A 15,553-nucleotide genomic window follows, 5' to 3' on the forward strand; every position below is an offset into this window, starting at 1 on the left:
TATCCTGATGTAAGGGAGGAATAACAATGGGTGAAATCTATGGAGGTGGCTTCACTTCAACCGGAGCCATTCTGGTGCTGTTCATCTTGCTCGTTATCATTTCCCGCGCCATTCTGGTCTAACGGAATGCCTTCGAGAGCGGATAGAATCCTTCGGGATTCTTCCGCTCATTTTTTTGAGCCTGGCGCAAACTCGTAAAGCAAAGAAGAAGCCTGCAAAACCCACTGTATTGTGGTTTTGCAGGCTTCTTCGTTTTTGCTTGGGAGCGTTATCCCTGTTTCTCTTTCTGCTACAACCCTTTTTCGTTATCTCGACAGTAAATTGTACAAGATTTGTGCGGCCTGTGCACGAGTCGATAATTGCTGTGGATTCAACTTGCCTTCACTACCTGTTATTACCCCTGCCGCAAGCAAAGCCTGGAATGCAGGTTTGGCATAATCTGCGATTTGATCGGCATCGCTATATTGGTCCAGATTGCCCGATGCTGTTCCCGGCGTACCGGCTGGAAGCTTACCCAGAGCCTCCAGGGCACGATGCAGCAATGCTAGCAAATCCTGACGCGATAGATCTGCTTCCGGAGCAAAGCGGTTGTCCCCCGCTCCTCCGGCAATCCCCAGCTTCTTGGCAGCAGCCAGATAACCACTGTAATAAGCATCTCCCGCATCAGCGAAGTTATCTGCTCCTTCGGCTTCCGGCGCAATGCCATAAGCCTTCAGGAGCAAGACCACGAATTGGCCCCGGCTCAGCTTGGCATTAGGACTGAAGTGTTCATTATCCGTTCCTGACGCAATATTGCGGGAGGTAAGGAATTCGACTGCCGGGTAATACCATGCATCCGCAGCGACATCGACAAATTCACCTGAACGAATTGTTAATTGGATCGCCTGACCCGGAGCATAAGAGATGGCAGTTGCTCCGTCCTTGGTTGTTGGACCTTGGTATCCCGGTTTAGCCGCATAACGAATTTCATACGTTCCCGGCGTCAATCCGGTGATTGAGGAGCCGGTAGCCTTGGTGAACTCCGCTTCTCCCAACAATCTGTATTCCAGAGCTGCCGATGTTCCGGTAATTTGGCCGTCCGCACTCTCCTTGGAGCTGGCCTTCACAGCCTGCACCCCTGATGGTGTAGCTTCCAGTCTGCTATACAAAGCCTCCAGTGCTTTGGCGAAGTTCTGATATCTTGCCCCTACCGGGAACTCCTCGCCTTCCTTCGTATAGTCTGGTTGAATATTCGTCCAGGAGTACATCAGTTCGATATGTCCAAGAATGGGCGCCCGGTTGCCATCCGCATCCTTATTGTCCTTGTTGTAGACAAACAGGTAGGGGACCTGGAGTCGGTCACCGGAGATGACTTTCCCGGCACTATTTGTATAATCAATCGTCCGCGGTTCCTCTGCGGAATTATTTTGCGTAATAATATTCGTCAGATAAGTGTTAACCAAGTCTACATACAATTTGGCATACGGGTGATCGGTAGTACGGATTTGCAGGTCCTCGGTATTGTGAGGATTCTCCCCTCGCGGCCCACCTGTATTATTATGAGGCTCGGCTACCTTAAGACCTCCATCGAGCTTCGTATCGAAGAAATACACTTTACGGCTTCCATGGCTCGCAGCATAGTCATTGATATATTTGATGACCGCTTGCGTATTCGGGCACCATGAGCCTCCCCACAGGATGACCGAGTTACCTTCATGCTCCAGAATTTGACGCAATTGGTGGTAGGTCACATGCTCGTAGATTAAATCCTCATCTGTTTCCTCGAAAATAATCTGGCCGGCATTCTCTCCCGCATAATTCCGGTTAAATGCCTCCTTGATATAATCAGATTCATTGATTGTCACATAATTTGAAGCTGATCCAAGCACTTCCTTGACCGCTTCCTTATATGCCGTTATTTTCGTGGTATCCACCGCTCCGTTAGTCAGGAAATCCTCCCAAACCTTCGGCTCGTTCAAGTAAGCAACCACCGGGGCCGGCTTCCCATCCTCCCCTTTGCGATCCTTGTTGTAAACAAACAGGAACGGGGAATTGATCTTATCTACGGCAACCACAGATCCGTCTTCCTTCGTATAGCTGACGCTATTATCCGAAGTACGCTGATCATACAGACTTAAATTTTTCAAATATTTATGGACGAGGTCTACATACTTGTAAGCGAAGGCATTGCCTGTATCGGCAATATCCAGACTCGCTCCATCCAGCTTGGTATCAAAATTGTAGATGGTCTTGATTCCCTGCTCCTTGGCAACTTCATTGATTAAGCCAATGGTTGCCTGCGTCTGCTCGCTCCAGGCTCCTCCGATCAACACGGCGAAGTTACCCTCGCTCTCAAATACATAAGCAATGTCCTCATAGGTGGCCGTTTTGAAGACTGGATTAGAGTCATTCAGACGAGGATATACTTGGGCGAAATAATTAAAATCATTTGTAGGCGTCACCACGCTGGCTTGACTACCGGAGGCAGCACCTGCAACGCCGGAGAAAGCAAGTGGTACCACCAATAGGAATGCCAATAACCATGCCGTCGTTCTCTGAATTTGCGTATATTTGTTCATATATTCCCCTCATTCTCTCCCAATAATTTAACTATTACTTATTAACTTTGACTTGAAGCAGGATCAGCAATCTTCATCTGAATTTGAAGAGGTCGATGGAGAAGCTGGAGCCGGCGTTGGAGCGGCCGGTGCTGTTGCCGGGGCTGGCGTTTCCGCCTGTGCCGCTGCTGGAGCTTTAGGAGAACTAGCCGGAGCAGAGCCTGTCGCCTCGGTTGCCTTAGGGCTTGCTGATGCCTTTGGCTGTTCCTTAGTTACTTCCGGAGTTGGAGCTTTGATCTGCTCCTGTTTGTCGGTCACGGACGAGATGGGGGTTGCAGCCTCCTTCGTCTTGGTCGGCTCCGAGGCTTTGGCAGGAGAGCTAGCTGGCGCCGCAGCCGTCTTCTCCGCATTATTGCTTACCGTCTTAGTGCTGCTTGGTGCGGTAGCCACCGGACTGGTCTTGGCCGCTGCGGTCTTGCTCTCTTTGGCCGATGCAGTAGGCTGAGTCGCATTTTCTACTGTCGCAGCAGTCTGGTCTGCCTGAGTCTTCTCCTGCAACGATGTTGCCACTGAAGCTTTCGGAGCTTCTGCTTGCCCTGCTTGCTGCTGTGCCTCCTGCTCCTGCTTGCCTGTTGTCTCGTTAGTAGAAGTAGCCAGTTCAGTCTGCTGCTTGTCTTCGACTTCTTCCACCGCCTTGCCGTCTTGTTCAGCCGATAAGTTGGACTCCACGCTCTGCTCTGGGGGGTTCGATCTGGTCGCCTCTCCCTCACGGACATATTTATTGGCGGATACCGCCGCAAAAGTTACTGCTGAGAATAAGAACGCCGAAGTAATGAGAAGTATCGCGGTCTTTTTCATTAGGTCACCTTTCCTTTCGGTTATGTAACTACTCACTTCATCACTGGTACTTGCTCTGTGAATTCCTCTTCCTTGATGGTCTTCCCCCGCTTCGCCTGCCATTTTTCGGATAATAAAAAAAGACTCAATAAGCGCTGTTAAGCGCCCATTGAATCTCTGGCTGTCCAGTAGATCAATTCTTATCTATCCGTGTGCAGTTGATGCTATAGGCTGAGCTACCAATCAACCCATATTCATTGTAATCCCATCTTAAGACTAGGAATTAATTATGTCAATGGTTATTTTCCTCCCGCTTTTGTATGCCCATGTGCCCATAACAAAAAGGACCGGAGCTCTTATCCCCCGATCCTATGGCTACTTGTCTCTTCGTTTCCTTACCGAAGCTGCTCTTCAAGACAATACCTTTGCAATGCCAGCTTTACGCCTTCCTCATTGTTGGAAGCCGTAACAGCATCCGCCGCGGCCTTCACTTCGAGCGGAGAATTATCCATCGCAACGCCTAAGCCAGCATAGGTAAGCATCGTCAAATCATTATAGTAATTACCGATAGCCATCACTTGCTCGGCCGGGATACCCCGCTTTTCCGCTAACTTCTGCAACGCCGCCCCCTTCGAGGCCTCCCTATTCATCAAATCGATGAAAAAATCGCCGCTGCGCAGCATGTTAAATTCCTGTGTCCACAGGCTCCACTCCGAATAGATACGGTCCAGTTCATCCATGCGTCCTGCAATCGTGAATTTCACGATCGGGTCCTCTAACTGCTCCCAGAGCGGCAGCTCCTGCGGGGCATCTATCATAAATTGACGGTACAAAGCCAGCGCATCCTGACTTAATCCGGCCGCATTCTCAACGAATACGCCAAAGGTCGTATTTATATCAAAATGTACATTATGCTTGCGGCAGTAATCCATATAAGGCTCTAGTCCGAATGGATTCATCGCAAATTGATGAACGATCTCCTGAGTCCCCACATCCACCGTAGCCGCTCCATTATGAGTAATGACATAACCATCCAGCCCTAATTGCTCCATATAAGGAATCGAGCTTCCCGGAGCACGCCCGGTACACAGCACAAACTCTGTACCTTGGGCAGCGATGGCCCGTATGGTCTCCACTGTACCTGGTGATAACTCATGGTCATCGTTAATCAGCGTTCCGTCCACATCCAAAGCGATCAGTTTGTATTTCATCTCCACGGTCTCCTTAGGTGTATTTGGATAATCTCTTCTATCTCTTACTACAACCCTATCAAAGCCGCTCATTTCCCGCAAGGATATCCTTCGCAACCCTTTTATAAGTACGCAACGCCTCGATCTCCTCCGCAGTTAATTCCCGAAAGTCTCCCAGGGGCAAGGTCTCATCCAGCACAAGTGGTCCCATCGACAAGCGCTTCAGATAAGTCACCTGCGAGCCTACCGCTTCGAACATTCGCTTGACCTGATGGAATTTCCCCTCCGAAATGGTTAGGCGAATTCGCGAACTCCGTACGCCATCCCCGGCTATACTATGCTCCAATACCTCCAGTTCGGCAGGCAAAGTCATATAACCATCGTCCAGCGTAACGCCTTGACGAAAGCGTATCGCCTCCGAGTCCCCAACATGTCCGAGCACGTGAGCCTCATACGTTTTGGGTACATGCTTGCGGGGAGATAACAGATCATGGGCCAATTGCCCATCATTCGTTAATAACAACAATCCTTCCGTATCCTTGTCAAGCCGTCCGACGGGAAAAGGAGAAAACACTTGAAAGTCCACCGGTAACAAGTCCAGCACCGTGCGGTCCCGCGCATCCTCTGTAGCCGAGATTACTCCCGGCGGCTTGTGCAGCATCAGATAGACAAATTCACGGTAGAAAATCCGTTCTCCGTCCAGTTCAATGACGTCCGCAATGGGATCGCATTGGAGTCCGCTATCCTTCACCACCTTGCCTCCGCAAGTGACTCGGCCTTGCTTGACTAACTTCTTAAGCTCCGACCTGGTACCATAACCAAGGTGCGCCAAAATTTTATCCAATCGTTGCGTCTTCTTACCGCTACTCATGCTTACGTCCACCTCCACCCGGCAGGATATTCATTCTTAAGCAGTCCATCCTGCCATTTACTCCAACCCAGCGAGTATCCGTCCACAGCAACCAATGTATAACCTTTAAGGCTAGCTCCCTCACGGCATTGAATCCGCTGCGCCTCCACCGTGAGCGTCTCTCCCTTCAAGTAGCGTATCGCCTCGCCCGTCTCTCCCGAGAGATGGAGAACCCGCAACGCTTCCTCAGGGCGTAATGCCGTAGCCAGCGGATGGCCCGGAATAAAGCGCCCATTCTTCGCCGTACCGACATACCAGCCTGGTCTGACTACCTTCAGTCCGTCAAGACGCTCCTTGGTCAGCGGGGACAGATACACATTTCCTCCATATAATAAAGGTTCTCCCATTAACGGTACAGCAAGCTGCTCCCGGGCAAACCTGTGCCAGCTCTCCAGCACTTCCTGTTCATCCACTTGGTGGCGATCGCTCCCGTCTTGTGCGCCGGCCGCATGCCGCGACCGGCGCACAGGACGGGGCGTTCTTCTCCCCCGAGTGTTTACCGGTACCTCTTCCGAGGTATTCATCATCTTCTCTGCCGTAATCGGCCATTCTCTTCCTTCTATCCGCTCCAGCACCGCGAAGAAGTGTCCCTCGCCTGCTACTTGATGTGGCCACAGCCGACCGCAGTCCGCAATCTGCCTGACCACATCAGGCGGGAAGGCTTGTCCATTCTCCTGTCTTCCCAGCCACTCCGGCCGTCCCGGCGCAATCCCGTTGTCTCTGGCCAGAGGAACCACTTGGAACTCCGGGTGGGAGAGCAAGAATTCCGCGATCATCATCTCGTCCTCTTCCGGGGCGAACGTACAAGTGGAATAGACGATTCGGCCACCCGGAGCCAGCATCGCAGCCGCCGAGCTTAGAATCTCCCGCTGCATGGCGGCATACTTCAGGGTCCAGTCTGGCTCCCACAAGCGAGCCATATCCTCATCCTTGCGGAACATCCCTTCTCCCGAGCAAGGAGCATCGATCAGAATTTTATCGAAGAAATAGGGGAAGGACTCGGCAATTCGCTCCGGTGACTCGTTTAGCACCACCGCATTCCGCACCCCGCAGAGCTCTATATTTTTAGCCAACGCTTTCGTGCGCTCCGCATGGATATCATTGGTTACAAGCAAGCCCGTTCCTTGCAGCTTACCGGCAATTTGCGTGGATTTCCCACCTGGAGCCGCACACAAATCCAGTACCCGCTCTCCGCTTGTAACCGCCAATAGCTCCACCGGCGCCATAGCGCTGGGCTCTTGTATATAATACAGTCCTGCATGATAATAAGGATGCTTCCCGGGCTTGATTGTCTCATCCACATAGTAGCCCGTTTCACACCAAGGGATCTCCCTTAATTCATAAGGAACTCGCTCCCGGAATGCCGCCTCTTCAATCTTAAGCGTGTTTATGCGTATTCCAGCGTAGCGCGGCTCCTCGTAAGAGGCAAGGAAGGCAGCAAATTCCTCCCCCAGCAGCTCCCGCATTCGCTCTATAAAAACAATCGGCAGTTGTATCGCCATATGTGTACCATCCAATCTGTGCAGACTAAATAAAACAATGCTATTGTACCATAGCAACCCCTGACAAGGCATGGGTGATTTTCATGAAAAAACCCGCCTCCCCGAGTCAGGAAAGACGAGTCATTATTCGCTTAGTGGTCCTGCTTTTCTTTGCTCCAGCTTGTAGAGCCGCTCCGCATGCTTGGGCCCGCGCTGAGGCTTCTGCTGCTGCGGATGGTTAGGAGCAATTTGCGTAGCAGCTTGATTCACAGCCTCGGCCAGCTCTGCATCCAGCACCCTAATCGTTAAGTCATAATATTTGAAAGGCGAGTCCGCCTCATCCGCAAGCTGCTGCACATACAGCACCGTATCCTGGCGCAAGCGCCCCAGGTCGATGCCAAGCACATGCTCGGGATAGGGCCCCAGGCGTTCCAAGGCAGATACTAACATCTTCTTGGCACCAAGCCGATTGCCTCGCCGCGCATGGAACAACCCAACAGCCACTTGAAGTAAACCTTTATATAGCGGATCGTAGTTCTGTTCCAGCCACAGCTCCTCAAGCACCTCATGGCATTCGAAGTAATCCCGGTCCCGATTGAAATATACAAGATACGCCACATAAAGCGGCTCATAGCTCATCGCCGGGCTCCTCCACCTTCTTGTATTGCTTGATTAGCCCCTTGACGCCCACCAGCAAATCCTTGATGCCTTCAAAGTCCTTCACTTCCCACAATTCATTGAATCGGCGCTGGGCATCGATGGCCTCCGAGACCAAGTGGTAGAAATAAAGCTGGTGAATAGCCGCAAGCAGCGACGACACAATGTTGGCATCGTCCTCGAAGCTCTTCTGCGCGATCAAGATTTCCTGGCGGATGCTGGACATTTCATTATCGAGTACAAAAGCAGCTTCTCCCGCCTTCTTCAGCCGTTTGCGCATTTCGTCCGGCAAGCTCTCCCGATATTTATAGTTCAGGGAATGCTCAATGGTAGCCCAGAAATTCATCGCCAACGTGCGAATTTGGATTTCGGCCAGAACTACCTTTTGTCCAAGCGCGGTTTGTACCGGATACTCGACAATCATATGGAAGCTGCGATAACCGCTCTCCTTGAAATTCGTAATATAGTCCTTCTCGTACAACACATTGAGGTCCTTGCGCATGCGAATATATTCTGCCACCCGGCGAATATCCTCCACAAACTGGCACATGATGCGAATGCCCGCGATATCCTCGATGCCGGTCTCCAGATCATCAAGCGATACATCCAGCCGCTTGGCCTTGTCAAGAATGCTGGATATCTTCTTGACCCTGCCGGTTACGAATTCTATCGGGGCGTACTCTTCCCGTTTCTTCAACTCGGAGCGCATCGTTTTAAATTTAACCTTCAACTCTTCAACGGCTTGTTCGTACGGAAGCAAAAATGTTTTCCAATCCCTACTATCCATCCCTGTGCCTCCTGTCATTATACGCAGGCTAAAAAAGCCCGTTAACGGTGCGATGCTCCTATCGCCTCGGAGATATGCTTGAACCCGTCGCGCCGCAGCAGCTCTTGAAGCCCGCGATGGAGCTTGCGATTAACTTCCGGTCCTTCATAGATCATCGCCGTATATATTTCTACCAGACTTGCGCCGGCGCGAATTTTCTCGTAGGCGTCCTCAGCAGTAAAGATTCCGCCGGAGCCGATGATCGGCAAGTTACCGCCCGTTTGCCTGTAGACCCTGGAGATGATCTCCGTTGATCTGGCCGCTAGCGGACGGCCGCTGAGTCCCCCGGTCTCTTTAGCATTCTGATGACTTATGCCTTCGCGGGACAGCGTCGTATTTGTAGCAATTAGTCCGGATACCCCGCTGCGTTGAATGGTATCGACCATGAATTCCAATTCATCGTCGCTCACATCGGGAGCAATCTTGACCAGCACCGCCTTAGCACTGCCATGGCGTTTGGCTTCCTCACCCATCTGACGAACCACCGCCGCCAGCAAGGAAGCCAGTTCGCTGCCATGCTGCAATTTACGCAAATCCGGCGTATTCGGTGAACTGATGTTCACGACGAAGAAGTCCGCGTAAGGATACAAAGCGGAGATACACTTCTCATAATCCTGAAAAGCCTGCTCATTAGGCGTAACCTTGTTCTTGCCGATGTTAACCGCAACCGGGATCGGACGCGACTTAAGCGCTTGAAGCCGCCCCGCCATCGCCTCAGCTCCCTCATTGTTGAATCCCATTCGATTAATCAATGCCTCATCAGGCGGAAGTCTGAATAGCCGGGGCTGTTCATTGCCGGGTTGACCTACCGGGGTTACGGTTCCGACCTCCATGAAGCCAAACCCTACCGCGGAAAATCCGGGTACCGCATCAGCATTTTTATCAAGACCGGCAGCGAGACCCACCGGAGAAGGAAAGTGTAGTCCAAATAAATCCATAGCCAGTTCCGGCGTTTCCTGCACACCGTACATTCCGCGCAACAGGGATACTCCACCAGGAATGCGGCCAGCAGTATGTAATCCGTCAATAACCAGATGATGCGCTTTTTCCGGGTCCATCCGGAAGAATAGCGGCTTTCCTAATAAGCGATATAACACGTCTTCTCGTTCAACTCCGTTCCCTGCACTTGCCTTATTTTACTATTACCAGTTTAGCTGTTTCTGCTTCAAAAGAAAAGTTTAACCTCCCGGCAAAGCAAATCACCAAATCCAGGGATGGTATTCCAAAATGAAAGCAGTTACAATATAAGGAAAGAGAGGGGAATGCAATATGTCGACAAAACGTAAACCACCTACACTCCAGCACAAAAAGGACGAGGTCAACAAAAGGGCGCTAATCTGGTCCATGTCCATTATCGGCGTCCTGATTGTTGCAACCGTCGTCCTTCTGCTTGTCACCTAAGTTCCGCTAGCTAATCCAACCAACGGTAAATACGGTGGGGATTGGTCTGATCCTGTCTGTGCCCCAGGGCAAATCGCTCCTTCGGGACGCTCTCCAGTGTCGGCAAAATCCCCTTTCCGATCGTCACCTTCGTTCCCTTCGCCACCAGATCAAATAACTCCTCTACATCCTTCTTAGTCATCCGTATGCATCCCAGCGACTCATCCTTGCCGATACTATCCGGCTCATTCGTCCCATGTATCGCATAATTGGTATCTGACAGTTGCATGCCCCTGCTGCCAAATTCTCCGTTATCTCTACCGTTCGGATTCACAACCTTCTCCGAGATGGCATAGGTGCCCTCTGGCGTACGTTCTCCACCCAAGCCCACCGTATAGCTGCGAATTAGCTTATCACCGCTGACAACAGCTAATTTGTAATTGTCCGTATCGACTATAATCTCAAGCGGCTCGCTGAAATACGGGGGCTGCCCGGGAGCCATACCGCTTGCCAATATTGCTGAAGCTTCTTCGGCTGTCTCCGGTTGTCCTTCCCCGGAAGCGGGTCCTTCAAGCTGGGCTAGCAGCGGCTCGAAGGCTTGCTCCATCACTTCATCTGTGCCGGCAATCCAATTGTTAGGATAAGAACCGGCCAAGGTCTTCAGACTTTCCGGCCACTGCCCCTTCGCCTGCTTGTAATGAAGCATGGCTGACCTTAGCACGCCTAGCGATTCCTGCTCCGGAATCCATGTCGCTGCGGCAGCCTGTAGGTTCGACGGGTCTGGCGGCGTACAGAGACAAGCCTCCCGGTCATAGGACTGAAGCGTCGTCTGACCACTTCCCGCATCCTCCTCCAAAGCGACGACAACCGGCATCTCCTTGGTCCATACCAGATAGTTCTCTAGCGGCTCCATGCCAAGCACCACCGCATAAGGCAAGCTCATACCGATTTGCTGCTGCAGAGCCAGCAGGCTGGATAATCCAGCCTGTTGTCGCTGGTCACTGCCTCCTCCATATCCCGTGGCGGTGAATACCGGCCCACGGATAACGACCGGTGGAGCAGGCGGCTCGTCCGGTTCAGGCGGATCCTCTACGTTGGGCGGCACCTCAACTGGAACTTCTGCCGCCGGAGGAGAGACCGGAGCCTGAACTACCTGCTCATCTCCCGGCGCATGTGCAGACGGGATATGTATCAGCAACAGCAAGAGCAGGGCTAAAGCCAGCTTGCGCACAAACCCGCTACGCTTCTGCCGCCGATGCTTCTCCTCCGCCAGTCCCGCCTCATATCCCGGCAAGACTTCTTCTGGCGAGGGCATCTTGCTGGCTTCAAAGGCTTCATAGATATTGCCAGCTTGAATATAGCAATAATGCGCCTTCCCTTCCTGACCACTTGCTTCATATTCCTTGCCTAGCAGATACCAGGCCATTTTATTGTTAGGATGGTCCTCCACATATTTCTTAAGGTAAGCCAAATCCCCCATAATTCCCTCCATCATGAAGCTATGCAAAATGAACTCCGTTAGGTATTATATCGGCAAATCACCAAGCGTTGCTGATCTAAATCGCCGGGAAATGCCCATTTTGCTACTTATGACCTAATTGTCAGGCAGGGTTCCCTTGCCGCAAAGAAGCCGCCCCTCACACCAAAGTGAGGGGCGGCTTCTATATCCGGTCATGCCGTAGAATTAGCCTTCTTTGTTAAATGGAGCGTCTGCAATCTTGATGGAATCCGTTGGGCAGCCATCGCAAGCATCTTGAAGATCATCATGCAAATCGTCAGGAATATCGGTAACCCCACGGTTGCCGTCTTCTCCGAAAATGACTTCAGCCAAACCTTCATCATCATAGTCATAGATATCTGGTGCGGTTGCTCCGCATGCACCACAAGCGATGCAAGTATCTTTCTCAACCCAAGTATATTTTGCCATTTCTTATCTGCCTCCTGAATAAACAATACGAGTCCGGTGCGTATGTCACCATGACCAATATAATATAAATAGTATACAATTTCAATGCGTTTTCCGTATTATTCCAATTCCAAAACGGGATCAATCCCGTTCCTGCTCGTTCTTGTCCTGGTCTTCATGAAGAAAGTCGGTTTGCAGCGAGGTTCCGCGTCGCCGATGATTTCGGATCAAGGCGGATGGATCATCCGTCAACATGCCTGCCGTCAACACTGCGTGCTCGCCAAACTTGTCCCTTAGCATATCCATCGTGCGAGTGAGAGATTCCTTCTTCGGCTGCTGCTCGTAATCGAATAGATCAAGTTGAAGCGCAGAATCTTCTTTGGAGACCAAATTTTGCAGAGTAATCCCCAACAGACGGACGGGCTTGTCTTCACGCCAATGGCGCCGATACAATTCACAGGCCTCCCGATAGATGTCCTCGGCTTGCTCGGTCACCGTATCCAGGCTCTGGGAACGGGTAATGGTCTTCATATCGGGAGTCCGTATTGTAATCTGCACCGTTTGGGCCATCAGCTTCTGTCGTCTCAGCCGCCGGGCTACCTGATCTGCCAGATTCAGCATGACGCGCTGCACGTCCTCCATCTTGCTGATATCAGCAGGCAAGGTTGTGGTGTGACCAATCGACTTATTCTTCTCCCGCTCATCACTAACCGGGGAATCGTCCAATCCGTTGGCGGCCCGCTTCATCCAGGAGCCTGCTACCCCAAACCTCTCAATCAGCTTCCATTCGTCCGCTGCAGCCAGATGGCCAATCGTATAAATTTTCATTTTCTTTAACTTCTCGGCCGTCTTTCTCCCGATCCCAAACAAATCTTGGCACGGCTTGTCCCAGAGCAGCCCCGGCACATCACGAATCCGCAGTACGGTAATGCCATTTGGCTTCTTCATATCAGAAGCCATCTTCGCCAGCAGCTTATTCGGAGCAATGCCGATGGAACACGGTAGATTCAGTTCATCGTGAATACGTCGCTGTATCTGGCTAGCAATTTGTGGAGGAGTACCAAACTGCTTGGAGCCGGTAATATCCAGATAGCACTCATCAATGGACACGGCCTGCAGGGTTGGCGTATATTCGTAGGCGATATCCATGAACGCCCGTGAATATTTGCGGTATAGGTGGAAATCCGGCTGAATAATGATAAGTCCAGGGCAACGCTTCAACCCTTGGGTAACGGTCATTCCGGTGGTTACCCCCATTTTTCGCGCAGTATAAGAAGAGGTTACGATCACACCTTTGCGCAGCTCCACGCTGCCCGCGACGGCAGTGGGTTGGTTGCGGTACTTGGCCGGTTCTTCCGCTTCATGGACCGAGCAATAGAAAGCATTCATATCGACATGCAGGATGACCCTTCCCCGGGCGGGGTAATAATCCGCTGGATTCGTCAATGGTTTCCCCTCATTTATGATAGGTTACTGTTACCTTCAGCATACCTTTCTCCCTATATCCGGTCAATATAGAGCCCCGCCGTGCTTGCGCTTGCAAAAAGCGTGTGACATTTAAGCGGCAGATGCTATAATAAGAAATTATACAAAACGGTGCTTTAATGCTGAGAACAACCAAAGGGGGACGCTTTGATCATGTCAAAAGCTTTATCCATCTTCGATACTACCTTGCGTGACGGCACTCAAGGCGAGGGAATCAGCTTGTCCGCGGATGACAAGCTCAAGATCGCCAAGAAGCTGGACCAGCTTGGTGTCCATTATATTGAAGGCGGAATTCCGGGCAGCAACGGGAAGGATATAGAATTCTTCAAGCGAGTCAAGGAATTGAATCTGCAAGCCAAGCTCACGGCCTTCGGCAGCACCCGCCGGAAAGACAGCGTGGCCGAACACGATGCCAACCTGAACCGGATGCTGGAAGCCGGAGTGCAAGCAGCGACCTTGGTCGGCAAATCATGGGACTTCCATGTGCACACTGCGCTGCAAACCACGCTGGAAGAGAACCTGGCCATGATATACGATTCCATCGCTTACTTGAAGCATCAAGGGCTTGAAGTCATCTTCGATGCTGAGCACTTCTTCGACGGCTACAAACATAATCCGGAATATGCTTTGGCCGTCATGCGCAAGGCGGAAGAAGCCGGCGCGGACTGGCTGGTCATGTGCGATACGAACGGAGGCACCTTGCCGCATGAAGTGCATGATATTGTAAGCGTGCTTGCCGGGATCGCCACCACCTCGGAACTTGGCATCCATACGCATAATGACTGTGAACTTGCGGTAGCCAATTCGATCAGTGCCGTCCGGGCGGGTGCCCGCCAAATTCAGGGAACAATGAATGGTTACGGCGAGCGTTGCGGCAATGCCAACTTATGCTCCATCATCCCCAGTCTGCAATTGAAGCTAGGCTATGAGGTGCTAGAACCTGACGGGCTTAAGCAATTGACCAACACGGCACGTTACATTAGCGAGATTGCGAATGTCCACATGCCTGTCAACCAACCTTATGTAGGCACAGCAGCTTTTGCCCACAAAGGCGGCATTCACGTCTCCGCCATCCGGCGTGATTCGCGAACATATGAGCATATCGCTCCAGAACTGGTGGGGAATCGTCAGCGAGTGCTCGTCTCCGAGCTCGCCGGGCAAAGCAATGTCCTTTCCAAGGCGCAGGATATGGGCATTCATTTTGATCCTGCTAACGAGAACACGCGCGAGGTCATCTCCAAGATCAAGGAGTTGGAGCATCAGGGTTATCAATTTGAAGGCGCCGACGCCTCTCTGGAACTGCTGCTTCGTCAGGCCAATGGTGAACTGAAGGAATTATTTGTATTCGAATCATTTAAAATGCTGGTAGAGAAGGCAGCAGACCGTCCGGTTGTTTCCGAAGCTTTCGTCAAGCTGAACATCGACGGCAACAGTATCTATACTGCTGCCGAGGGCAACGGACCGGTTAACGCACTTGACAATGCACTGCGCAAGGCTCTCATCACTTATTACCCGGGATTAAAGGATATGCATCTCTCCGATTATAAGGTGCGTGTGCTTGACGATAAGGACGCCACGGCCTCCAAGGTTCGGGTACTCATTGAATCTCAGAATATCGAGAATTCATGGAATACGGTAGGTGTATCGAGTAACGTAATTGAAGCCAGTTGGGAGGCGCTCGTCGACAGTATCCGTTACGCCCTGCTAGGGCAGACCAAACGGGCTGATTACGAAGAAATCCCTTCCGCCGGTCGGGGCTTGATGAATCACTGACGGGAGTTCCGCCGAACACAAAAAGCTTAAAGCAAACCACCCGTTTAAACGGGTGGTTTTTTTAAAGCTTGTATGCGTGCCTGGTGTATTCAATAACACATAACTACCCTGCTGAGACGATTCTCAACAAGGAGATCTTATGATTTTTCATAGTAAAATTAAAATCAAGCGCAACCGGGCTTCCTTCAAAGTTGCCGGAAACTGTAGCAGTAACAATGGTCTCTCCATTCTTTTCTACCACATTGGTAACATTGGTTTTAACCAGTAGATTGCTATTTGTTTCTGTAATATGCGCCTCTATGTCCGTTGGGCCATGATAAGCCTGTCCTTCGTCATAGAGTATGGCATCTTCTGCGAAGCACTTGCCAAGCAGATAGTTATCATAGGAATTGGATGCTTCAAAGTAATTTTTAACAGCTTCTGGTATTTGTAAATTCATATTATTCTCCTTCCCTTATTAAGATTCAGGTGATTTGATTAGTACCATGTTCTTATTGTACTTACTATAACCTGACAACATCGGGTCAAGTTATCATATTATTTTCTGAAAATCTTGCATAATAAAAACAGG

Annotated in this window: 15 protein-coding genes; 3 read left to right on the forward strand and 12 right to left on the reverse strand. The window is 51.0% G+C overall.

Annotation, left to right across the window (positions count from 1 at the left end; all coding sequences use genetic code 11):
- The first annotated feature begins 26 nt into the window (after positions 1 to 26).
- Complete coding sequence (locus AC1VOR_RS04535) at positions 27 to 122, forward strand: sporulation protein YjcZ (protein WP_198343589.1); 96 nt, start codon at positions 27 to 29, stop codon at positions 120 to 122.
- Positions 123 to 305: 183 nt separating this feature from the next.
- Here the strand turns inward: AC1VOR_RS04535 and AC1VOR_RS04540 are convergent, their stop codons facing one another.
- From AC1VOR_RS04540 to AC1VOR_RS04575, 8 genes are all read right to left on the reverse strand, one after another.
- On the reverse strand, positions 306 to 2,558 hold the full coding sequence (locus AC1VOR_RS04540; RefSeq protein WP_482616065.1) for an S-layer homology domain-containing protein: 2,253 nt from the start codon (positions 2,556 to 2,558) through the stop codon (positions 306 to 308).
- Positions 2,559 to 2,621: 63 nt separating this feature from the next.
- Positions 2,622 to 3,395 (reverse strand): hypothetical protein, encoded by a 774-nt coding sequence (locus tag AC1VOR_RS04545; RefSeq protein WP_482616066.1) that lies wholly within the window; start codon positions 3,393 to 3,395, stop codon positions 2,622 to 2,624.
- A 374-nt stretch (positions 3,396 to 3,769) separates the two neighbouring features.
- The gene (locus AC1VOR_RS04550) at positions 3,770 to 4,585 is read right to left on the reverse strand and encodes a Cof-type HAD-IIB family hydrolase (protein WP_482616067.1); all 816 of its coding nucleotides are present in this window, start codon (positions 4,583 to 4,585) and stop codon (positions 3,770 to 3,772) included.
- A 58-nt stretch (positions 4,586 to 4,643) separates the two neighbouring features.
- A complete protein-coding gene (locus tag AC1VOR_RS04555; RefSeq protein ID WP_482616068.1) occupies positions 4,644 to 5,435 on the reverse strand; it encodes a pseudouridine synthase in 792 nt (263 codons plus the stop codon).
- 2 nt (positions 5,436 to 5,437) lie between these two features.
- Entirely contained in the window at positions 5,438 to 6,976 is a 1,539-nt protein-coding gene (locus AC1VOR_RS04560) for an RsmB/NOP family class I SAM-dependent RNA methyltransferase (RefSeq protein ID WP_482616069.1), read from the reverse strand.
- Between the two features lie 123 nt (positions 6,977 to 7,099).
- The gene (locus AC1VOR_RS04565) at positions 7,100 to 7,594 is read right to left on the reverse strand and encodes a DUF309 domain-containing protein (RefSeq protein WP_482616070.1); all 495 of its coding nucleotides are present in this window, start codon (positions 7,592 to 7,594) and stop codon (positions 7,100 to 7,102) included.
- Positions 7,584 to 8,399 (reverse strand): GTP diphosphokinase, encoded by an 816-nt coding sequence (yjbM, locus tag AC1VOR_RS04570; RefSeq protein WP_059054188.1) that lies wholly within the window; start codon positions 8,397 to 8,399, stop codon positions 7,584 to 7,586. The genes AC1VOR_RS04565 and yjbM overlap by 11 nt, the downstream gene beginning before the upstream one ends.
- Before the next feature lie 41 nt (positions 8,400 to 8,440).
- The gene (locus AC1VOR_RS04575; protein ID WP_482616071.1) at positions 8,441 to 9,535 is read right to left on the reverse strand and encodes a quinone-dependent dihydroorotate dehydrogenase; all 1,095 of its coding nucleotides are present in this window, start codon (positions 9,533 to 9,535) and stop codon (positions 8,441 to 8,443) included.
- 172 nt (positions 9,536 to 9,707) lie between these two features.
- Between AC1VOR_RS04575 and AC1VOR_RS04580 the strand changes: the two genes are divergently transcribed.
- Positions 9,708 to 9,839 carry a hypothetical protein gene (locus tag AC1VOR_RS04580; RefSeq protein ID WP_482616072.1) on the forward strand — a complete coding sequence of 44 codons (132 nt, stop codon included), beginning with the start codon at positions 9,708 to 9,710 and terminating at the stop codon, positions 9,837 to 9,839.
- Positions 9,840 to 9,849: 10 nt separating this feature from the next.
- Here the strand turns inward: AC1VOR_RS04580 and AC1VOR_RS04585 are convergent, their stop codons facing one another.
- From AC1VOR_RS04585 to AC1VOR_RS04595, 3 genes are all read right to left on the reverse strand, one after another.
- Entirely contained in the window at positions 9,850 to 11,298 is a 1,449-nt protein-coding gene (locus tag AC1VOR_RS04585; protein WP_482616073.1) for a L,D-transpeptidase, read from the reverse strand.
- Positions 11,299 to 11,502: 204 nt separating this feature from the next.
- Positions 11,503 to 11,745, reverse strand: coding sequence for a ferredoxin (locus AC1VOR_RS04590; protein ID WP_059054195.1), 243 nt, complete (start codon positions 11,743 to 11,745; stop codon positions 11,503 to 11,505).
- A gap of 120 nt (positions 11,746 to 11,865) precedes the next feature.
- Complete coding sequence (locus AC1VOR_RS04595) at positions 11,866 to 13,170, reverse strand: DNA polymerase IV (protein ID WP_482616074.1); 1,305 nt, start codon at positions 13,168 to 13,170, stop codon at positions 11,866 to 11,868.
- 192 nt (positions 13,171 to 13,362) lie between these two features.
- Between AC1VOR_RS04595 and cimA the strand changes: the two genes are divergently transcribed.
- The gene (gene cimA / locus AC1VOR_RS04600) at positions 13,363 to 14,982 is read left to right on the forward strand and encodes a citramalate synthase (RefSeq protein WP_482616075.1); all 1,620 of its coding nucleotides are present in this window, start codon (positions 13,363 to 13,365) and stop codon (positions 14,980 to 14,982) included.
- Positions 14,983 to 15,085: 103 nt separating this feature from the next.
- On the opposite strand, the gene AC1VOR_RS04605 is transcribed toward cimA, so the two are convergent.
- Positions 15,086 to 15,421 (reverse strand): nuclear transport factor 2 family protein, encoded by a 336-nt coding sequence (locus tag AC1VOR_RS04605; protein WP_482616076.1) that lies wholly within the window; start codon positions 15,419 to 15,421, stop codon positions 15,086 to 15,088.
- Positions 15,422 to 15,553: the final 132 nt, after the last annotated feature.

It is taken from the genome of Paenibacillus sp. 1SOY10 (genome assembly GCF_056836745.1).